This window comes from Sphingobacterium corticibacter (assembly GCF_003076635.1).
In the GTDB taxonomy this organism is placed as follows: Bacteria; Bacteroidota; Bacteroidia; order Sphingobacteriales; family Sphingobacteriaceae; genus Sphingobacterium; species Sphingobacterium corticibacter.
Map to the genome: position 1 here is coordinate 503,622 of NZ_QDKG01000001.1, position 20,987 is coordinate 524,608.

Consider the following 20,987-nt stretch of genomic DNA (forward strand, 5'->3'; position numbering starts at 1 on the left):
CAGCTAAGAATCGAGTTTTTGTTTTTATCATAAATGCATGTTTAAATGTTAGTGGTTACAAGATTGAAATTTGACGATCTTGGATCACGTACCGTGTGGCTGTTACAGCACAGATCAGATCGAGTTGCTCGAAGAGTGTTAGGTTATCCAAGTCGCCCGTAAATGTAGTACTATGGTGAGTCGGGGTTACCCGAATATCAAGCTCATATATTCTGCTAAGCTTGTTGGCCAATTTTGGTAGATCAATGGCCTGAAAGCGTACTTGGGCAAGAAGTGCTGTGTCTAGCAGGAGAGGTTTTGGTTTTTCGACGATGGTAGCTTGTAGTGTTTCTCGTCTTTTATTGAATACCGCGCGATGATTGCTGGTAAGTGTGAGCTCGTTGACCCGCGATTTGGCGAATAGACGTTGTGCCAAAGAGAAGTCTTGGCAGGTCTGTGTCACATGAACTTTGCCAGAGTATACAATTACTTCGCTTTGCTCGTTATTGGTATCCTGTATTAAAAATTGTGTGCCGAGTACTTGTGTGGTCATTTTACCATGCAGTACGCGAAAAGGCCGTAGTGGATCACTAGTAATGTCAAAAATAGCGCTTCCTTCCAGCGAGACTTTCCGCTGCGAAAAATCGGCTGCATAACTCAAGCTGCCGCCTTGTAGTAGTTGGATGATTGATCCATCAGGTAAATCAATACGTACGGTATCGTGGCCATCATTGCGTACAATTTCTAGCGCCGTTGCCGGTTGCCAAAACGTAAATACTAAAATGGGTAATAGTAGAGCGGCAGCAAGCGCTATCCAAGCATACGGTGTTTGGGATAGTTTGAGTGTAGGTTTGGAAGTTGAGTTGGCTTGCGAAATCTTGTGCCACAAACGCTCTTCCATGACTTGATAATCTTCCTCGCACAAAGATAATTTTTCCTTTTCAGGAAGACCGTCGTACCATTGCTCGATCATGCGCGCTTCTTCGGGCGTGCAGGTTCTTTGCAGGTATCGCTGCAGGATTGCTTGAAATTGTTTACGACTCATCAGAAAAGTCAGTTTATAATGTGTATAGGTTAGCGAAAGCAGATTTCAATCTCGCGATCTACCCTATAAGTAGCACATGTAAGACGTATCCCTAAAAGAAATTGAAATTATTTTTTATTTCCTTTGTTTAAGAAAAAACAAGTGTTAAGCTAACACTTATAGCAAGAATTGCCACAGCAAGGTAGTCGCGCAGAATGATGCGCAGCGACTTTAACGATTTAGTAATGTGATATTCTACTGCTTTTTCAGAGAGATGCAGTGCTAGCGCAATTTTTTTGATCGGCTGGTATTCTAGACGACTCATGACAAATATTTGCCTTGTTTTTGGTGATAATTTTTCCAAGCCATCATAGAGTTGTGCCATCAGCTCTTTAGCGGCCAGTGCATCGAGGCTGCTTTGCTGCTGTTTTGATTCTTCTTCTGATTTGGCTACGTTGGCAAAGCGTTCTGCTTTGATGACAGATTTGAGATGGTTGATAAAACTAAAACGGGCTGCCGCATCGAGGTAGGAGGGCAGGAACTGAATTTGTAAATCGGCACGACGTTCCCACAGAGAAACGAAGATTTTCTGCGTTAACTCTTCGGCTAATTCCATATCACCGGATTTAGCATAAAGCTGTCTGAATAGTGATCGCCAGAAACGCCGATAAATCTCTTCGAAGGCACGGTGGTCACTCTCTTTTAACATGGACAGCAGCATCTCGTTGGTTAGTTCGGAGCTCTGCATAGGTAGTTTATAATAAGTAGTGATAAATATATATAATTTTTGTTACAAACCGCAAAATCCTATATACGAAAAAAGCTCCCAGTTGGACTGGGAGCTTTTAGATTTTTCAGATTGAAAATCGATCACACTTTGATTTCTACTTCAACGCCTGAAGGCAATTCAAGTTTCATCAACGCGTCAACTGTTTTCGAGTTAGAAGAGTAGATATCCAATAGTCTTTTGTAAGCACTTAGTTGGAACTGCTCACGCGCTTTTTTGTTAACGTGTGGTGAACGCAAAACCGTATAGATTTTTTTCTCTGTAGGCAATGGAATAGGTCCGCTAACTACTGCACCTGTAGGTTTTACCGTTTTTACGATTTTCTCAGCTGATTTGTCAACCAAGTTGTAATCGTAAGATTTCAATTTGATTCTGATTCTTTGGCTCATTGTTTATTGTTTAATTGTTTTAAAAAGATCGCCAATTAGAGCTATTAACAACTGGCGATCGGTTTATTTTTGAGGACTGAATTATTCTTCAGTACCTTTAAGTTTACCTTTTGCTTTCGCGATTACGTCATCCATTACGTTACGAGGAGCTTCTGCGTAGTGATCGAACTCCATAGTAGAAGTTGCACGTCCAGAAGTAATCGTACGCAATTGAGTAACATAACCAAACATCTCAGAAAGTGGAACTAATGCTTTGATTACTTGAGCACCGTTACGAGAGTCAAGACCTTGCATCTGACCACGACGACGGTTCAAGTCACCCATTACATCACCCATGTTTTCTTCTGGAGTCAACACTTCGATTTTCATGATTGGCTCCATCAATACTGGAGAACATTTTGGTAATGCCTCACGGTATGCTTGACGACCAGCTAACTCGAAAGATAGTGAATCTGAATCGACTGCGTGGAATGAACCATCAATCAAACGAACTTTCATACCAGATAATGGATATCCAGCTAATACACCGTTTGCCATGGAAGTTTCGAAACCTTTCTGAACAGAAGGGATAAATTCTTTAGGGATTTTACCACCAACGATTTCGTTCACGAATTGAAGTGGAGATTTAGACAAATCATGATCTTCATCTGCTGGAGAGATAACCACTTTAATGTCCGCAAATTTACCACGACCACCTGATTGTTTCTTGAATACCTCACGGTGCTCAGTAGTACCGTTGATAGATTCTTTGTAAGAAACTTGAGGAGCTCCTTGGTTTACTTCTACTTTGAACTCACGTTTCAAACGGTCGATCAAGATCTCTAAGTGAAGCTCACCCATACCAGAGATGACAGTTTGACCAGTATCTTCGTCAGTTTTTACGACGAATGTAGGATCCTCTTCAGCCAATTTACCAAGACCAATACCCAAACGATCCATGTCAGCTTGTGTTTTAGGCTCGATAGCTAAACCGATAACTGGCTCAGGGAAGTTCATTGACTCCAATACGATAGGGTGTTTCTCTTCACAAAGAGTGTCACCAGTTTTGATGTCTTTGAAACCAACTACTGCACCGATATCACCAGCTTCGATGAAAGGGATAGGGTTTTGCTTGTTAGCGTGCATTTGGAAGATACGAGAGATACGCTCTTTGTTACCAGAACGAGTATTCAATACGTAAGAACCTGCATCTAATTTACCAGAGTATGCACGGATGAAACACAAACGACCTACGAATGGGTCAGTTGCGATTTTAAATCCTAAAGCTGCGAAAGGCTCGTTTACATCTGGTTTACGCAATAATTCAGCGCCAGTGTCAGGGTGAGTACCTTTTACACCTTCTGAATCCATTGGCGAAGGCAATAATTCCATCACCAAATCAAGCATAGTTTGTACACCTTTGTTTTTGAAAGATGAACCACATACCATAGGTACGATAGAGTTATCTAATACAGCTGCACGTAAAGCGTTCAAGATTTCGCGCTCTGTCAATGAATTAGGATCTTCGAAGAATTTCTCCATCAAAGTCTCATCATAACCAGCTACTGCTTCTAATAATTTCTCGCGGTATTCAGCCACCTCGTCCAACATATCGTCAGGAATTGGCACTTCTGTAAAGGTCATACCTTTATCATGCTCGTTCCATACGATACCACGGTTGTTGATCAAGTCAACCACACCTTTGAATGTATCTTCGGCACCGATTGGCAATTGCAAAGCAACTGCTTCAGAACCCAACATAGATTTTACTTGGCCAACTACTTTCAAGAAGTCAGCGCCAGAACGGTCCATTTTGTTTACGAAACCGATACGTGGCACTTTGTAGTTATCTGCCAAACGCCAGTTAGTCTCCGACTGTGGCTCTACTCCGTCTACTGCGGAGAATAAGAATACCAACCCGTCTAATACGCGCAAAGAACGGTTTACCTCTACGGTAAAATCCACGTGTCCTGGAGTATCAATTACGTTTACTTGGTATTTTTTGTCGCGGTAGTTCCAGAAAACTGTCGTAGCTGCTGAAGTGATCGTGATACCACGCTCTGCTTCTTGCTCCATCCAGTCCATGGTAGATGCACCTTCGTGAACCTCACCGATTTTGTGGTTTACGCCAGAGTAGTAAAGGATACGCTCTGTTGTTGTAGTCTTACCAGCATCGATGTGGGCAGCGATACCGATATTTCTAGTTAATCTTAAATCTCTTGCCATAATAATTTTAAAGCGATAGGCTTAAATGCCTGTATAAGTTGTTCAATGTTTTTAAATAAGTACACCGGCTTTGTCAAACCCTTGCGGGATGTCAAAGCCGGCGTATGCCTTATTAGATTCTGGTTGTTTTCACGATTAGAATCTGAAGTGTGAGAACGCTTTGTTAGCTTCCGCCATTTTGTGCGTATCTTCTTTCTTCTTCACAGCTGCACCTTCACCTTTAGAAGCTGAAATGATTTCTCCTGCTAATTTTTCAAACATAGTTTTTTCACCACGTTTGCGAGCATAAGAAATTAACCATTTCATACCTAAAGCGATTTTACGATCTGGACGAACTTCCATAGGAACTTGGAAGTTAGCACCACCAACACGACGTGATTTTACCTCTACGGCAGGCATCACATTGTTCAATGCTTTTTTCCAAGCTTCAAGACCGTTCTCTTGAGTTTTTGACTCTACTAATTCTACTGCATCGTAAAAGATAGAATATGCGATAGATTTTTTACCATCGAACATCATGTTGTTTACGAAACGCGTTACCTGAACGTCATTAAACTTCGGATCAGGTAAAATGATTCTCTTTTTTGGTTTTGACTTTCTCATTTTATTTTCCTCCGTTTAATTATTTCTTTTTGCCTTTTGCAGGAGCTGCTGCTGCTTGTCCTGGTTTAGGACGTTTTGTTCCGTATTTAGAACGACGTTGGTTACGACCAGCTACACCTGATGTATCCAATGCGCCACGAATGATGTGGTAACGTACACCTGGTAAATCTTTCACACGACCACCGCGGATTAACACGATAGAGTGCTCTTGCAAGTTGTGGCCTTCTCCTGGAATGTAGGCATTCACCTCTTTACCATTTGTAAGACGTACACGTGCAACTTTACGCATTGCTGAGTTTGGTTTTTTAGGGGTAGTAGTATATACACGTGTACATACACCTCTTCGCTGTGGACATGAGTCCAACGCTGGTGACTTACTCTTGTCAACCAGAGCTACTCTACCTTTTCTAACTAATTGTTGAATAGTAGGCATTTACCTGTTCTAGTTTTTTAATTCGTTTAAAATTAATTTTTAAAGTCCGCAAAGATACTTATTCCCTTTTGAATATTAAATAGTTAGATGCAAATAGTTGACGTGTTTTTTTTGTTTTTCATTACTAGGCTCTACCACGGTTATCAATTAAGAGCATTTTAGTAATACGTCCTTAGTTTTCCGCTGAGGTTAAATATTTTATGTTTTGTTGTAATGATGTAAGAAATATTTTGCTAATTTCGCATGGCTATGGCGTGTATTTTGCCAAATGCACAATAACTATTTAAAACATTAATAATTTACTTTTAAAACTATGAAAAATAAGTGGGTAGCTGCCATTGTATTGGCATTGGTAACATTTGCGTTTGTTGGATGTTCTAAAGATGATGAAACTTCATCTGACAAAGGAATGTTAAAGGTCACTGTCACAGCTGAAGGTTATACTGGCGAAGAAGGTAGTACGATGTCTGCTCAAGTGATTGGTTCAAGTGGACAAGGTCCTACGTTGTGGAAGGTTAACGGTGCGGCCGGTACTTCAGGGCAATCTATTTATGATTTAAATAGAGAGTATTTTGCTGGCGGAAAAACGGCAACGTTCGAAAGTTCGTCTTCCTATCTTGCTGCCAGTGTAACGATTTCTGCTAAAGCTTACGCACAGCCTTTTAAATTGGTTTATAAAATTGAACAAGGCGGTCAGGTAATTGTGGAGCAAACCAAAGATATTTTACCAAATACTACAACTACCGTGCTTAGTTTTCAATATTAAGTTAATTTGTACAAATACAAAGAATACAAAGCGCCAGAACTGATGTTCTGGCGCTTTTTTTCCGTAATAGCCACGTCTTTGCGAACCTGAGGAACGAAGGTTTGGTAATCTAAACCTTATAAACGCTATTAACCTTATTAACCTGAAAAAACTACAAAACATCCCGAATCTCTTCGGTCTTGTCGAATACACTTTTAGCGAAAGGACAAAGCGGTAAGATTTTGATGTTTTTTGCTCTCGCGAAACTTACAATCTCCATTAATATGGTTTTACCGACACCTCTTCCTTTGAAATCAGGGTTTACTTCGGTGTGGTCGATGATGATGCGACTGTCGCCTGCCCAAGAATAAGTCATTCGCCCTGCTTCTTTATTATCCTCTGTGGCTTTGAAATAACCTTTATTATCGTGATTTATCTGTTCTACTTGCATGGTGTTTACTTTTAAATGTTGCTTTAGCGGTTTTTCTTAGCTTACTAGCGTAAAATCAATTTGACGTTTCTCTAAATCTACTTTCTTGACTTTGATCTGTACCTCGTCGCCCAGTTGGTAGACTTTTTTCTTACGCTGACCGATGATGGCATAATTCTTTTCATCCAAGGTGTAGAAATCATCATTGATGTCGCGCAGGCGAATCATTCCCTCACACTTGTTCTCTTCGATCTCAACGTACATGCCCCATTCAGTTACACCGGAGATTAATCCGGTATATTCTACGCCAATCTGATCTTGCAAGAATTCGGCTTGCTTGTATTTGATGGATGCGCGTTCTGCTTCTGCCGCTTTCTTTTCCATTTGCGAGCTGTGCTCACATAGTTTCTCGTAATGCTCTGGATTCACCTTTTCGCCACCATCTAAATAGAATTGCAGCAGGCGGTGTACCATCACGTCGGGATATCGGCGGATAGGCGAAGTGAAGTGTGTGTAATAATCAAAAGCCAATCCGTAATGCGAGGTGTGCTTGGTCGTATAGATCGCCTTTGCCATGGAACGTACCGCCAGCGAAGTCAGTATGTTTTGCTCTTTTTGTCCTTCGATCTTTGTCATTAACGCATTCAGCGATTTGGCGGTTTCCTTGTCCGTCTTTGTGTTCAATTTATGACCAAATCTAGAAGCGAATTGCGAGAAGGAAGCGAGCGCATCGGGTTTTGGTACATCATGGAAGCGATATACGAAAGTTGGTTTATTCTTTCCTTTACCGCGCTTACCAATGAATTCTGCTACGCGCCTGTTTGCTAATAGCATAAAATCTTCGATGAGTTTGTGTGCATCCTTTCGTACTTTGGTATATACGCCGGTTGGCTTGCCGTTTTCGTCGAGGTGGAATTTTACTTCCTCGGATTCGAAACTGATGGCGCCACTTTTGAATTTCTTTTCACGCAGAATGTATGCGAGCTCGTTGAGCTTTAAAATTTCGTCAGCAAAATCCCCCGATTTATTTTCGATCACTTCTTGTGCTTCTTCGTACGTGAAGCGGCGGTCGGAATGGATCACGGTGCGCCCAAACCATTCGTTTTGAATCTGCGCTTGATCGTTTAATTCAAAGACGGCAGAGAAACAAAGTTTGTCTTCTTTTGGTCGTAGTGAACAGAGATTGTTGGACAAGCGCTCGGGTAACATTGGGATCACGCGATCTACCAGATATACCGAGGTGCCGCGGTCAAAGGCTTCCTTGTCTAGTGGCGAATCTGGGATCACATAATGCGACACATCCGCGATGTGAACACCAATCTCATAGTTGCCATTTTCTAGTCTTTGGAAAGAGATGGCATCATCAAAATCTTTGGCGTCCAATGGGTCAATCGTGAAGGTCGTGGTGGCTCTGAAATCACGTCTCTTGGAGATCTCCTCGGCGGTGATTTCGGTGGAGATATTTTTCGATTCTTCTTCCACATCATGGGGGAAGTTTAGGGGGAATCCGAAGTCTGCCAAGATCGCATTCATCTCGGTATTATTCTCTCCTTTTTTGCCTAAAACATTCTTCACGATCCCGATCGGGTTCTTCGCACTTCGTGGCCATTCCAAAATGGAGACCAGTACCTTTTCGCCGTTCTTCGCGCCGTTCAAATTGTCTAGCGGAATGAAGATGTCGTGGTGCATCTTTCGGTCGTCGGCTACGAAGAAAGCGAAGCTTCCCGTGATGTCGATCGTTCCTGTAAAATCGGTCTTTGCACGTTGTATAATTTCGACTACTTCGCCCTCTTTTTTGCGGCCGCCTTTGCGTTCAAAAACGTGGACTTTTACGATGTCTCCATGGAGCGCTTGGCGCAGTTTACGAGGGGCGACAAAGATGTCTCCATCTGCTGAATCTTCGGGGACGATGAATGCCGATCCGTCGGCAGTCATGTCTACTTTTCCCGTCACATAAACCTTGATTGATTTCAATTTATACTTGCCGCGATCGTGCGATACGAATAGCCCGTCTTTTGAATTGTCTGACAGAATGTCTCGTATAGCTTCTTTTGCTTCTTCGTCATCCAATCGCAACTTTGCGCTCACCTGTTTGTAGTTGAGCGGCTTGTTATTTCCTTTTTCAAAAATCTCTACAATCAGTTTTACGAAAACGTCTTTATAGATTTTGTCTGTTTTATTCTTCATCGTTTGTGTCGAATTTTTAGAACAGTTTACAGTTGCAAATCTGCAAGAGAAAACTAATTCGTATCTACTCGAAGGTAACCTTTTTTTGCGGCATATACAAGGTGATGGGGTAGGGGTGATGTTGAATTTGGTTATTGTGAATAATGGTTTTATTTTAGCTTATTTATTATACTGAATTATAATAGTATATACATGAATTTGCTAAAATATTTGAATAGCCAAAGTGCATTTAAGAGGCATGTGGTTAATTAATAGAGAAAGCCATCAATATTTGATGACTTTGCTAAAATAATTTATATGAATAATGACGTAATATTTGGGTATGTAAACTATTAAATATTAGTGTTATATTTTGAATTTAATAAATATTTAGCGAATGACATATTTATTGATTTTAGCTAATCTCTTGAAAGCGAATGAAGATTTATGACTGACACTTATCGCAAAGTCCGACCGCATTGACCGCTACTGATTGCAGGGCGAAATTCTTCGGTACTCGGATGTTGGGAATGGAGATTTCTTCGAGACAAATGACACTATTGCACGAAGAGCAAATGAAGTGAATATGCTGATCCTCGTGTTTGTGTTCCGAGCAATGGTGCGAGCATGTCGCGTAGGTTGCGGTACCATGTAAGTCAAATACTTTGTGCAGAATCCCTTTCTCTTCGAAGCTGGCTAGGATGCGGTATAGCGTCACTCTGTCAGTTTCCTTGCCCAGCAATTTTTCCAACTCGGGTTGTGAGATGGCGCTATCTTTCGCAGATATGATTTCCAAAACACGCAGTCTTGGCTGGGTCACCTTCAGCTTATTTTCGCGAAGCAAGTTTTTAAAACTCACTAAATCATTCGCCTCTACCGGTCCTTTTTGATCTTCTTTCATACGGTATAAAAGTACGTATTATAAAGTCAAAAAAAAACCGTCGCCATAGGATATGACAACGGTTTTACAGCGCCTTGAAATAGGCTCAAAATTACTTTCCAGCAGCCTTGTTGTAGTCCGCCAAAAACTGTGTTAGTCCACTATCCGTAAGTGGGTGTTTCAACAAAGATAGCATGGCCGAAAGTGGTCCGGTCATGACGTCTGCACCCAGCTTAGCACAGCCTAAAATGTGCGCACTATGACGTACCGAAGCCGCCAAGATCTGAGTCTCGAATGCGTAGTTATCATAGATCAAACGGATCTCTTCGATCAGTGCCAAACCGTCTACCGAGATGTCGTCAAGACGACCGATAAATGGCGATACATACGTCGCTCCAGCCTTCGCTGCAAGTAGTGCTTGACCAGCTGAAAATACCAACGTACAATTGGTTTTGATTCCTTTGCTCGAGAAGTATTTGATCGCCTTTACACCGTCTTTGATCATCGGTACTTTGACGACGATTTTAGGGTTCAATGCTGCTAATGCTTCACCTTCTTCGATCATCTCGTTGTAGGTCGTTGCGATCACTTCTGCACTCACATCTCCATCCACAATATCGCAAATTGCTCGGTAGTGATTCAAGATGTTTTCCTGTCCAGAAATACCTTCTTTGGCCATCAGGCTCGGGTTGGTGGTTACCCCATCTAATACGCCCAAATCCTGTGCTTCTTTGATCTGCTCCAGATTTGCCGTGTCGATAAAAAACTTCATATTCGATGTATTGATTTTTAGTGTATTATACTATTGGTAAAAACTAACACTCGCGTCAGTTGTTCCAAAGTTAACTATAAAAACTTCAAAGAGTAAATGGTTATTCTTAAATTCGAAGCTTATCTTGATCGATGAATATTTTTAGATCGCTGCAATACCCCAATTTTAGATTACACGTTATCGGACAAGCCATTTCGCTGATGGGTACGTGGATGCAGCGGGTAGCTATCAGTTGGATGGTTTATTCGCTCACTAATTCAGTTTTCTGGCTGGGGTTTGTTTCTTTTATCTCACTGTCGCCCTCGCTGTTCCTTTCTCCATTTATTGGATCTTTTATCGATAAAAGGAAGAAATATGGTCTTGTCCGAAAGACACAGTTTGGTTTAATGTTGCAGGCAGGCTTATTGACATTATTAGTCTTCTTGGGGCTCGAATCGGTATTGTTGCTATCGATTTTGGGCTTTATGCAAGGTGTGATCAATGCATTTGATGTATTGGGTAGGCAATCGCTCATGGTTTCCTTAGTGGATGATAAAAAAGACTTACCCAATGCCATTGCCTTGAATTCCTCGATATTCAATGCGGCACGTATGGTAGGGCCCGCCATTGGAGGTATTTTACTCAGTACTTATGGAGAATTGGTGTGTTTTGGTGTTAATTTTTTGAGCTTTATTCCGGTTATTATCTGTCTAATGTTGATGAATGTAACTGAGAGGCCGGTGACGACCAAGAAGGAAAGCACATGGCGTGGATTGGTCGAAGGATTTGACTACCTCAAGCGATCACCACATATCGCCTCGTTGGTGATTGTCTTGACCTGTTCCAGTTTATTAGTTATACCGTATACTTCCTTACTACCTGCGGTAGCGCGTGAGCTTTTTCATGGCGATGAAGCTACTTTCTCTTGGTTTGAAAGTATGGCTGGGCTTGGCGCTATGATTGGCGCTGTGAATATGGCTCGGCTAAAGTCTGGTGAGAATTTGCGTTATCGCGTCATGTTTTCTGCCGGCATTATGGGTGTCGCGCTGTTACTGCTGGCTTATGCACATTATCTACCCTCGGCATTGGCATTCACCGCCTGTGTGGCATTTGGTATGATGATGCAAAACTCTTCTATCAATACCTACATCCAAACGCACGCTATGCCGGCTTACCGCGCCCGAGCCATGTCATATTACATAATGGCGTTTCAAGGTATTTATCCAATTGGTAGTTTACTGATCGGAAGTATAGCGGAGGTGGCTGGGCTCAAATCCACCCTGTATCTGATGGGCAGCTGTGCGGTCTTGATTTCCTTAGGGTTTTATTTATATCTCCGTCTGCATATCAAGCGCCGACTTTTCAAACGGATTTAGTAGTGGTTATTTGTTGAGCTTGCGTTTGCGATTGGTGAGCTGTAAGCTCGCCGTTTTGTAATTAATCACAGCACCATAGGTGTGTAATATATCACCGCCCAGAACGCCTATAACGGGCTCTAAATTCATTTTACGGTATGCGTAATTGATAGAGCTCAAATCTAATACCGCAAAATCAAACTTTTTGATTTGCCAGTCGCCGATTTTTACTTCTGGAATATGTACAAAAAAGCTTTCCATCGCATTCGTTCCTAGCCCAGTAGATAGTACATCAGTAAGGTTGAGTTGGGATTCAGCTATTCCAGATTCTAACAGGGTCGTTTTGTCCAAAACGGTTTTCGAAGCGCCGGTGTCAACCACCATTTTAAAGGTTCTGTCTAAAAGTTGGATCTCAACTAGGGTATGGAAACCATCCGGTTGTAGTTGGATGATTTCCAATGGTATTTTCGTCATGTATTGTGATGATTAAGCGAATCCGGAGTATTTGCTGTTAAATGATGCCTTCGTCGGATAGCACCTGATTCATCTTACGAACTGCATCAGCACTTTTATTCAATAGCTCTTTTTCATCTTCTGATAGCGACATCGGCACGATACGATCCCAACCTTTGTTGTTGATGATGACTGGTACGCCTAGTGCGATATCTTCGTGTCCGAATTCTCCTTCTAGATAAACCGAAGCGGTGAACAGCTTTCCTTGATTGCGTACAATGCTTTCTACCATTGCGGCAGCAGCAGCACCAGGGGCATACCAAGCCGAAGTACCAATTAAACTGGTCAATGTAGCTCCGCCCACCATGGTTTTTTGTACAATGTCGGCCTGTTCATCGTCAGACAAAAGCTCGCTTACGCGTACACTATTCCAAGTCGCATGTTGGATCAATGGAATCATGGTGGTATCGCCATGGCCGCCAATCACGATCGCGTTTAAATCTGTTGCGGCAGCGTTTAATTTTTGTCCAATCTGATATTTGAAACGGGCAGAATCCAACGCGCCACCCATACCAATAATTCTATTTTTTGGTAGTCCGCTGCTTTTCAATGCCAAGTAAGTCATCGTATCCATCGGATTGGACACAATCAGTATGATAATATCTGGAGAATGTTTAACTAAGTTTTCTACGACGGTTTTTACGATGTTGGCATTTGTGCCAATCAGTTCTTCTCGCGTCATGCCCGGTTTGCGAGGAATACCAGAGGTAATAACAGCCACCGAAGAACCCGCTGTAGCACTGTAATCGTTCGTGACACCGGTGATCTTGGATTCGAAGCCTAATAATGCTGCGGTCTGCGACATATCCTGCGCTTTGCCTTCGGCAAAACCCTTCTTGATGTCTAGCAAAATTACTTCTTCGGCAATGTTTCTTCTGATGATATTATCAGCAGTAGTCGCACCTACGGCTCCTGCACCAACTACAGTTACTTTCATGTCTCGTGGATTATTGATTCATTTAAAGTTACAAAAAATAACCTACAAGTACGACTATTAGAATGGGTAACCAATGGCCAAATTGAATACCAAGTTTTTACTTCTCCATTCGCGGCTACCAAAGTCGATTTGGTTGAATACCCAACCATTGCTTTCCTGTACATAGGGCACGCGAAATGGAATCGCAAAGTCGGTACGTATCACTAAAAAGTCGATATCCACGCGCAAACCTAAACCACCACCGACAGCTAATTGCTCGTAAAATTTGGTGGTGATTTCTGCGCCAGGTCTACTGGCATCTGCCCGCTGCAACCACACGTTCCCGGCATCAACAAACGCCGCCCACTTGAACATGCCAGAAATAGTTCCACGGTATTCCGCATTCAATTCTAACTTAAAATCACCCGTTTGATCGGCAAAAAAGTCTTCAATATTTAAGTCAGCCAAATTCGTCAAACCTGGTCCTACAGAACGCGCGCGGAAGGCACGCATGCCATTGGGGCCACCAGAGAAGAATTGCTTTAAGTAGGGTAATTGTCTCGTATTACCATACGAGTGACTGGCACCAATCATGGCGCGGGTAACGAAAGTAGAATTTGGTCCTAATTTCCAATAATGTCTGAAATCTGCTTCACCACGTACGAATTGCGCATAGCGTGTACCAAATAAGTATTGTGGATTATCTGCCGAGGCATCTGCTCCTTGTATTAAGCCCAAAACATTTCCGGATGTATTCAAGGCACTACGTACAAAGTAAGTATGCGTACGATCTTCCATATTGTTTTGGAAAGTAAATACGTAATTTGGACCGAAAGAGAATTGCGGCTCAATGATATGTCCCAACGTCGGGAACTGGTCTATCTGGTCGCGATAAGCTTGTGTCACATTTCTTGGTTGTGCGTAGATGATTTCGGCTACGGTAAGATCGTGCACTTTACGTTCGTTTTCCTTCCAAGAATACCCGAAGTTAAACGTCATGGAGTTTAACGTGTAGGCTGTACGGCGATCCAGAAACTCGTAACGCACACTGGCGAAGGTGCGCGGAATGTATTTGCGTGATGGCGCCCATTTGTACGGCGACAGCAGCCTTGGCCAACTGATCGATGCTTCGGCACCATAGCGGATATAATTAGAGTTCAGTGCAACTCCACCGCCGCGTTGGGTTTCAAAACCTGCAAATGCAGTCAATGTAAGCGTTTCAAAACCTTTAAAAGCATTTTTGAGACTCCAGTTTACATTTCCCTCGATACCGTCGTATACGGTCGCTGTTTTGGCAATCAACTCGGTACGTAGCGTGCGAGGTTTCATGGGCGTGAGGTAATAATATACGTCCATCGTGTTGGCCGAATCTTTACTATCGACAAAATCATTTTTTACGAACTGAAAGGTATTCATATTGACCAAGTGATTGATCGTCATGTTATGATCTTCACGGTTATACAGCTCTCCTTTGTGGAAAAATAGGTGATTAGCGAGTACTTTCTTTCTGAACTTATTGTCGGGATCATGAATGTAATACTCACCTTCGTAGGCTTCGGTTCCTCTAGGAATACGTCGTGAATAACCATCTGCCGACTGTGTGTAGTTCGGGAAAACGACGATTTTACCAATCTTTTGTGGTTCTTTGGCGCGCTGTGGCGTTTCTGGCTTTACCGTCATGTACATATCGACCTGATGCGTACCTACAGTACTATCTACATCCAATAGCAAGTGATCTGCATTGAAATAATAGTATCCTTTGTTCTTCATGTCGACATCTATCCGCTCGCGCTCGCTAATGACGACGTCGAGATTATAATTGTTGCCACGGCGTAATAAGGTATTTCCTTGCGAGCTTGCGATGTCTTGCCCCCAAGTTTTGGTCGTGTCTACATCAAATACGACATCCTTGATTTTATAACCTGGGCCCGCAACGGCATCGAATTGCACCGTAGCCTTTTTACCGTCGATGATCGTATCAGAGGTTACGTTGGCTTGAAAAAAGCCGAAGTTCTCTAAACGATTACGTAGTAAGTTCTCATTATATTCTTGATTCACTTCACTTAACAAGACAGGCGGCTTACCCTGTTTTTTGATCCAACGTTTGATAAATCCGACCGTGGTATCCGGTCCGCCGCCCATATTCCACAAGGCTACTTTAAAGTTGGAAGTCGGCTCGGGGCGTACAAAACTTTGCAATCGACTTTCAAAAAGCTTCTTGCGGTCTTTGTCTAAGGTATCGTTTTTAATATTTACGGTCGCCTCTTCGAAAAGATGCTCTCCATCCGCGATATGCTTCGTGGTGTTGCAGCTTGCTATTATTAAAAGCAGTGCACCAGCAAATACAAAGTGATTACTTTTCATTAGACTCCCTTTCTTCTTCCTCATTTCTTATGGCGGTATTTTCTTTTCTCTTGACTGAATCTTGTTTGGTGCGTGGTCTTGCATTGAAGTTGGTCACGCCATTTACACTTAAGCTATCGCGTCTAGCTTCGGGTCTACGTTCCGTAGAATCTTGTCCACGTCTTCTTCGAGATTGCGAGCGTTCTAAACTATCTTGTATCACGTGGCGTACGCTATCGCGGTATACTGAATCGGTATCCATTCGATCCACATCAAATCGTCTACGGAAATTCTTGCTGTCGCTATTGTAATAATTGTCTATAGCGCGTGAGCTCATAAAGATCTCTCTAAACCTGTCGTAGGTGATGTTGGCCACCAAACCAATGCCTGTCTCTACAAATTGACCTTGTAGTGTTGGTTGGTACTGATTCTTGCGGAATACGCGCCCGATGTAACGACCATCCGGCGAAATGCGTCCTTCGATAGACACGTCACCTGCGATATTCGACGCTTTCTCGCCTGGACGGCTATTTCCCTCCACTTCAAAGTTAGATCCGACAGTCACTTTGATGCGATCATCAAATAAGGCTCTGGATATACCGACATTCAAATCGGTACGGTTTTGCGCACTTCCTGTTAAATAATCTTGCTCAGATTGTAGGTTGAAGTCAATATCTACTCCGCGGATCAAATCAGAAGTTAAATTGTTCAATTGTCCGGTCAAGAAATTACTCACCGTACTGCGAGCCATTCCTTCTACACCGCCACCACCAGATAAACTTTCGAAAGGATTCGCCGCCATGAATCTACCTAATGCGATCAAAGAGAAAACTTGTTTGTTCAACTCTGCTGGATCGTTGCGCATATTGGCCAATGCGATATTCACATTATTGGTCACATCTTGTGGCACCATAGATGTATTTTCATCTAATTGGATATCGAATGCTAGATCTGGCGTAAATAAGGCGCCAGATAGTTTTAGTAATACATTGAATGGTATACGCTGGCGATATAAATTCTGCGATTGTAGCTGTACTTGCGACTGCACTAACTCGAGGGTAGGGAATCGATTGCGATATACCGCAGTGATATTCATATTCGCGTCCAATGGATCGCCACCCCAAGTAATGACACTTCCTTTTTGAAAAGTAAACTGACGCGACAGCGGTCCAAGTGGTACCGTGTATTCACCTTTTTCGATGGTGTACGTTCCAGACATGGTAATCTTTTCGCTGGCATCGATACCTGCGGTTAAGTTAGCAACACCTTGAATATGTAATTCATCTTTGGTGCCTGGATCTAATACTACGGTGAACCGAGCTTCGGGGTCCGTTTGCAGCTTCAAACTGATATTCATACCTGTCAGCGCAGTTGGAGCAGTCGTCAACGAATCTAGTCTTGCAAAGATATTTCTACTGGTGCTATCGCTACGATCTACAAATTTCACTACACCATCACGCTCTGCAACGCCGGGATTTTCATTGGGTACGACAAAGTAAAAGTCTGTTTTGTCATTCGTACGGATACTACCATCTACGCGCGGGCTGTTCATGTCGCCCGTCACCTTAAGGGCAGTGGTTAGATACATTTTTCCGTAAAACATGTCATTGTCTTCCATAGTCGAATTCATGGCTTCGAAGTCGTCCATGTTTAGACTAAGATTGAAAGCAAAGTCGCTGTAGTCGGTGGTGCGAACGCTACCATTGATGCGAGCGGCATTATTTTTCGCATCACGAATTTCAAATTGCTTGAATTGTACCCCTTGGTTGTTGAATGAAATGGTTTGGTTGTTAATCAACATCGTCGAATTTAACATCGCGACATTCATTTTACTGTTATTGAATGTCAAACCGCCCGTGATGCGAGGTGCTGCCGTAGTACCTGCAATGTCGATCTTACCAGAGATATTTCCTTCGGTATCTTTCAGATTACCAAAACTAAATGCTTCCAGCGTTTTCATCATCATCGGTTTGAACTCGAGGCTAGCATTAATCTGTGCATCGCCTTCGGGCGGAGACATAAATGTGCCTAACAACTGTACTTCATTGCCATTACCCGTGATAGCCACATCTGCAGCAAAAGTATTCTGCGTCTCGTTATTCACTTTGATGCTGATATCGCCCACTTCTTGTTTCGCAAAACTGAATGCATTAATCATGAGGTCGGATATAAAAACTGGGTTGCTTTCTAAACGAGATACGGTAGCAGTACCGTTGATACCACCGCCTACATCTAATGATTCTGAATCGACCATTCTACTGATAGTTTCGATTCGGAAGTTATTGAAATTTAAGGCAATTGGCGAGTTGTAGGTTGAATCTTGTGATTGTACAGAAAGTTCTTGTCCAGCATGATTCAATACAAAGTCGCGTACCAACACACCCGCATCACCAAATGCGATTTGGTTGTTAGGTCGTACATTCCACGTATCATAGTTGAGCATTAAGCCATCCTCTAACATACTCAGGATGTAGTTGTTATTGCCTGCCGACATCTTGGCACCCAGATGATACTGTGGTTTGCTTTCTTTGTCTCGAATCCACAAGCCAAAGTTGAGATTGTTGTCTGCTACATCACCACTAATGATGGTATTGATCAATTCGATGCTACTCACGCTAATTCTGTTGATCAACGCATTATAATACAAAGTGCTGTCAACGGTAATGATATCAGCTCCGACATTTTCTACTTCTGTACCGGAGTAGATGAGCTTTGGTGCCAGTAATTTGGCAATCAACGTCTTAGTTTCGCTGTCGAATGTTCCATCTAACGTAATGTCGCGCATTTCTTCTAGATCTGGCACGAGTTCGCGAATGATGCGAGAATGATTGACCCGAGCACTAAACTCGAATCGCTGTGGAGAGTAAGAAGTGGTATCGACCACATTGGTTGGATTGTAATAAACGCGTACAATATCCTGAATCGAAGTCCCTAGTTCAGATAATCGGTAATTACCTACCAAGTGAGCATTTAAAAATTCGGAATTGAATAATATTCTGCTTCTTTCAGCAGTAGTGGACGCGGTTAAGGCAAGCGTATCTAAATAATAGCGATCCGCATTGTGCGCTATATTCGAATTCAATACTTTCAGTGAACCATTCAAATAGTCGATATCCAATGTTTCAAAATCGGCCACCACCTTTCCGTGATAACGGAAATCATCGTCCATTAATTTAAGATTCTGCAGATTCACGCTGTCAATCATCAGCGTTGCTGTAAGGCGCGGATAGGTATCGTGCATATTCGCATCCAAATCTAGATCAAATCGTACGTTGGGATCTGGACTGTTGATATTACCACGAATATCTCCTCGGTTGGCTTCCAGATCCATGGTAATATCGCGGTAGGAGTAGCCCATCGCATCAGCTCGGTTTACCGTTCCCCGCACTTGTGCAAGCATGGTTTTTGGATCTAATCCGGTACCTTTTATATGTGCATCTGCGGCGATAATGCCGAGCACAGAGTCTTGACCCAAGATTTGGCCAATGTTTAAATCATTGATGGCCACACGAAGATCATAAGTAGTATCGCGAGCCATACTCATGTTTCCATTGACGCTCGCATTACCCTGCTCGGTGATGAGATCCATATTGGTGGCAAAGGCTGTCATTCCGCCTTTGAATTTTCCGGTTAAACTTATGGCATTCGGCAATTGGATGCTGTCCGGCAGCATCGATTTGGCGACCAATCGTTCGATATCTCTTCGGCCAGTGGTGAACTTCCGTAAATCTAAATCCACGTATAGTTTCTCGACATCTGGCAAACCTTTAATGTGGGCTTTGGCCAGCATGTGGGTATTATCCAATGTTTTGAATTCGAAATTTGGAATATATAAATCATTCACAAATCCGTGCACGCGTCCGTCGATATAAAACTTCTGCGCCAATAGTGGCTTCATGCTTTCTTCTTTCTCCAGATCTGGAGCTAAGAAGCGCAGGTCGCTCATGTCGATATGACTTTTCTTAATATTGGCTTCGATCTGTATTTTACTTAGATCTTCGGAAAGGGCATCGAGCGATGGATAACTCACCTTCACATAATCGCGAATCAAACTCTTGGATGTTTCAACATACAGGTTTTCAATCATCGCGCCCGTATTGTGGTAGGCAAAATCTGCTTTTACTTGCTTTAGGAAGAATCCAGAGTGATCTTTTACTGTTAAGTTTTTCAGCGATCCAGAAATAGAATCTGCCGAATAGTACAAATCCTGCAAATCGGTTTCAAAGTTGGATAACCGCATATTGAAAAAGTCCAAACCTTTTGTTCGTGGTTGATTTTCGTCTTTGAACCAGAAGTTTGTTTTTTCCACATTCAACTTGCCCAAACTTACCACCCAATTCATAGGCTGTGCTTCGGCTGTACTCGTATCTTGCACGGTAGCAGCAGAAACTGGCGCGTCGACTTTTCCAAACAAAACATAGGAATCGGATTCCTCTAAAGTGACGTCTTTGATGCGTACGATCTCCTTATTGAGATCCATTTCCTCTATATTGGCGATGAGTTTTCGTAGATCAAATTTGGTATCCATGCCCGAAGCTTCATCATCGTACTTGATGTGAATATTACTGAGATTAATCGTTTTAATATCTAATGCCGGCATCGCTGCCGTTGCGGTGGTGTCAGCGGTCTCGATACCGAAGTCTGTAGCACTTGGCGCTTCTGTACTATCGGCTACTGCCCATTGCCGCACTTTGGCCTGCACACCATCTAAATTGATAGTTGACATCGCAAAAGCCATATCACCTGTGAGGTCGAATTTCTTAATGTTTGTACTAAAATGTTGCAGGTTGAGGTCTGCATTTGTGCCTATTACTTGATCATCATACACAAAGCGTATACGCTCAAAAAGTACTTTATCTAAATCAAACACCATCGTTGATTCGGTTTCTTCTTGTTTGGGCTGTGTTTCTGGTGAAGCAAAGGCATTGACAATATAATCGAAATTGAATGTGCTATCCGGTAGTGTGCGATTAATCTTTGCCGTGACTCCCTTTACTTCCAATTCTTGAAGCTCCACCGTGTTATCTAGCAAGCGCCACATATTGATGTCTACTAGTATACTTTCTCCAGAAAGCAAGGTGTCTTGCGATTGATCTTCGACGTAAATATTCTCTAAAACAAGCTTCTTGGGAAAAGCAATGTTGATGTAACCTATACGTACCGGTGTTCCGATTTTGCCTTCCACATAATTGGTGACTTTACCAACAACAAAATTCTGTACAGAAGGAATCCGTATTAATACAATAATTAGTAGAGCTAAGAAGATAACAGAACCGATGATCCATAGGAGAGTCTTCAGCGCGATTTTTCCAAATCTATTCAAAATGAGCGTATATATCGTTAATATTACTTTATAAACACCCGGTAGGCTCTTATGTTTGCCCGAGTGTTAAAGTTGTGCCACAAAATTATCAGCGCAGTGCGATCAGATCTTAAAACTGAAATTGCAGCATAATTTTTGCAGTTGA

The 20,987-nt window shown here is 42.4% G+C and carries 16 protein-coding genes; 2 read left to right on the forward strand and 14 right to left on the reverse strand.

Features of this window, described 5'->3' with window-relative positions; all coding sequences use genetic code 11:
- Window positions 1-55: 55 nt before the first annotated feature.
- From DC487_RS02195 to rpsL, 6 genes are all read right to left on the reverse strand, one after another.
- Window positions 56-1,024 (reverse strand): FecR family protein, encoded by a 969-nt coding sequence (locus DC487_RS02195; protein WP_116774315.1) that lies wholly within the window; start codon window positions 1,022-1,024, stop codon window positions 56-58.
- Between the two features lie 127 nt (window positions 1,025-1,151).
- The gene (locus tag DC487_RS02200; protein WP_116774316.1) at window positions 1,152-1,751 is read right to left on the reverse strand and encodes a sigma-70 family RNA polymerase sigma factor; all 600 of its coding nucleotides are present in this window, start codon (window positions 1,749-1,751) and stop codon (window positions 1,152-1,154) included.
- Between the two features lie 122 nt (window positions 1,752-1,873).
- Entirely contained in the window at window positions 1,874-2,179 is a 306-nt protein-coding gene (gene rpsJ, locus DC487_RS02205) for a 30S ribosomal protein S10 (RefSeq protein WP_066753028.1), read from the reverse strand.
- A gap of 81 nt (window positions 2,180-2,260) precedes the next feature.
- Complete coding sequence (gene fusA, locus DC487_RS02210) at window positions 2,261-4,384, reverse strand: elongation factor G (protein WP_116774317.1); 2,124 nt, start codon at window positions 4,382-4,384, stop codon at window positions 2,261-2,263.
- A 135-nt stretch (window positions 4,385-4,519) separates the two neighbouring features.
- Window positions 4,520-4,987, reverse strand: a complete 468-nt coding sequence (gene rpsG, locus DC487_RS02215; RefSeq protein ID WP_066753031.1) for a 30S ribosomal protein S7 — start codon at window positions 4,985-4,987, stop codon at window positions 4,520-4,522.
- Window positions 4,988-5,006: 19 nt separating this feature from the next.
- Complete coding sequence (gene rpsL / locus DC487_RS02220) at window positions 5,007-5,420, reverse strand: 30S ribosomal protein S12 (RefSeq protein ID WP_002993550.1); 414 nt, start codon at window positions 5,418-5,420, stop codon at window positions 5,007-5,009.
- Window positions 5,421-5,733: 313 nt separating this feature from the next.
- On the opposite strand from rpsL, the gene DC487_RS02225 reads away from it, so the two are divergent.
- On the forward strand, window positions 5,734-6,186 hold the full coding sequence (locus DC487_RS02225) for a hypothetical protein (protein ID WP_116774318.1): 453 nt from the start codon (window positions 5,734-5,736) through the stop codon (window positions 6,184-6,186).
- 151 nt (window positions 6,187-6,337) lie between these two features.
- Here the strand turns inward: DC487_RS02225 and DC487_RS02230 are convergent, their stop codons facing one another.
- The 4 genes from DC487_RS02230 to fsa all read right to left on the reverse strand — a co-directional run bounded on the left by DC487_RS02230 (window position 6,338) and on the right by fsa (window position 10,413).
- Entirely contained in the window at window positions 6,338-6,616 is a 279-nt protein-coding gene (locus DC487_RS02230; protein WP_116774319.1) for a GNAT family N-acetyltransferase, read from the reverse strand.
- Between the two features lie 36 nt (window positions 6,617-6,652).
- Window positions 6,653-8,782 carry a ribonuclease R gene (rnr, locus tag DC487_RS02235; protein ID WP_116774320.1) on the reverse strand — a complete coding sequence of 710 codons (2,130 nt, stop codon included), beginning with the start codon at window positions 8,780-8,782 and terminating at the stop codon, window positions 6,653-6,655.
- A 424-nt stretch (window positions 8,783-9,206) separates the two neighbouring features.
- Complete coding sequence (locus tag DC487_RS02245) at window positions 9,207-9,620, reverse strand: Fur family transcriptional regulator (RefSeq protein ID WP_239016302.1); 414 nt, start codon at window positions 9,618-9,620, stop codon at window positions 9,207-9,209.
- Window positions 9,621-9,753: 133 nt separating this feature from the next.
- Window positions 9,754-10,413 (reverse strand): fructose-6-phosphate aldolase, encoded by a 660-nt coding sequence (gene fsa, locus DC487_RS02250; protein ID WP_116774323.1) that lies wholly within the window; start codon window positions 10,411-10,413, stop codon window positions 9,754-9,756.
- A gap of 131 nt (window positions 10,414-10,544) precedes the next feature.
- On the opposite strand from fsa, the gene DC487_RS02255 reads away from it, so the two are divergent.
- Entirely contained in the window at window positions 10,545-11,768 is a 1,224-nt protein-coding gene (locus DC487_RS02255) for an MFS transporter (RefSeq protein WP_116774324.1), read from the forward strand.
- A 6-nt stretch (window positions 11,769-11,774) separates the two neighbouring features.
- On the opposite strand, the gene DC487_RS02260 is transcribed toward DC487_RS02255, so the two are convergent.
- Genes DC487_RS02260 through DC487_RS02275 form a run of 4 tightly spaced genes read right to left on the reverse strand, consistent with a single transcriptional unit; the run spans window position 11,775 to window position 20,842 of the window.
- Window positions 11,775-12,221, reverse strand: coding sequence for a retropepsin-like aspartic protease (locus DC487_RS02260; protein WP_116774325.1), 447 nt, complete (start codon window positions 12,219-12,221; stop codon window positions 11,775-11,777).
- 37 nt (window positions 12,222-12,258) lie between these two features.
- Complete coding sequence (locus DC487_RS02265; RefSeq protein WP_116774326.1) at window positions 12,259-13,197, reverse strand: malate dehydrogenase; 939 nt, start codon at window positions 13,195-13,197, stop codon at window positions 12,259-12,261.
- A gap of 57 nt (window positions 13,198-13,254) precedes the next feature.
- Window positions 13,255-15,540 carry a translocation and assembly module lipoprotein TamL gene (tamL, locus tag DC487_RS02270; RefSeq protein WP_165799000.1) on the reverse strand — a complete coding sequence of 762 codons (2,286 nt, stop codon included), beginning with the start codon at window positions 15,538-15,540 and terminating at the stop codon, window positions 13,255-13,257.
- A complete protein-coding gene (locus DC487_RS02275; RefSeq protein ID WP_116774328.1) occupies window positions 15,530-20,842 on the reverse strand; it encodes a translocation/assembly module TamB domain-containing protein in 5,313 nt (1,770 codons plus the stop codon). The genes tamL and DC487_RS02275 overlap by 11 nt, the downstream gene beginning before the upstream one ends.
- Window positions 20,843-20,987: the final 145 nt, after the last annotated feature.

What these genes read in the sequence shown, in the direction of transcription:
- DC487_RS02255 (WP_116774324.1), top strand. Translation starts at nt 10,545, where the DNA reads ATGAATATTTTTAGATCGCTGCAATACCCCAATTTTAGATTACACGTT.
- rpsG (WP_066753031.1), bottom strand. Translation starts at nt 4,987, where the DNA reads ATGAGAAAGTCAAAACCAAAAAAGAGAATCATTTTACCTGATCCGAAG.
- fusA (WP_116774317.1), bottom strand. Translation starts at nt 4,384, where the DNA reads ATGGCAAGAGATTTAAGATTAACTAGAAATATCGGTATCGCTGCCCAC.
- DC487_RS02265 (WP_116774326.1), bottom strand. Translation starts at nt 13,197, where the DNA reads ATGAAAGTAACTGTAGTTGGTGCAGGAGCCGTAGGTGCGACTACTGCT.
- rpsL (WP_002993550.1), bottom strand. Translation starts at nt 5,420, where the DNA reads ATGCCTACTATTCAACAATTAGTTAGAAAAGGTAGAGTAGCTCTGGTT.
- DC487_RS02260 (WP_116774325.1), bottom strand. Translation starts at nt 12,221, where the DNA reads ATGACGAAAATACCATTGGAAATCATCCAACTACAACCGGATGGTTTC.
- rpsJ (WP_066753028.1), bottom strand. Translation starts at nt 2,179, where the DNA reads ATGAGCCAAAGAATCAGAATCAAATTGAAATCTTACGATTACAACTTG.
- DC487_RS02200 (WP_116774316.1), bottom strand. Translation starts at nt 1,751, where the DNA reads ATGCAGAGCTCCGAACTAACCAACGAGATGCTGCTGTCCATGTTAAAA.
- DC487_RS02195 (WP_116774315.1), bottom strand. Translation starts at nt 1,024, where the DNA reads ATGAGTCGTAAACAATTTCAAGCAATCCTGCAGCGATACCTGCAAAGA.
- tamL (WP_165799000.1), bottom strand. Translation starts at nt 15,540, where the DNA reads ATGAAAAGTAATCACTTTGTATTTGCTGGTGCACTGCTTTTAATAATA.
- DC487_RS02225 (WP_116774318.1), top strand. Translation starts at nt 5,734, where the DNA reads ATGAAAAATAAGTGGGTAGCTGCCATTGTATTGGCATTGGTAACATTT.
- DC487_RS02230 (WP_116774319.1), bottom strand. Translation starts at nt 6,616, where the DNA reads ATGCAAGTAGAACAGATAAATCACGATAATAAAGGTTATTTCAAAGCC.
- rnr (WP_116774320.1), bottom strand. Translation starts at nt 8,782, where the DNA reads ATGAAGAATAAAACAGACAAAATCTATAAAGACGTTTTCGTAAAACTG.
- fsa (WP_116774323.1), bottom strand. Translation starts at nt 10,413, where the DNA reads ATGAAGTTTTTTATCGACACGGCAAATCTGGAGCAGATCAAAGAAGCA.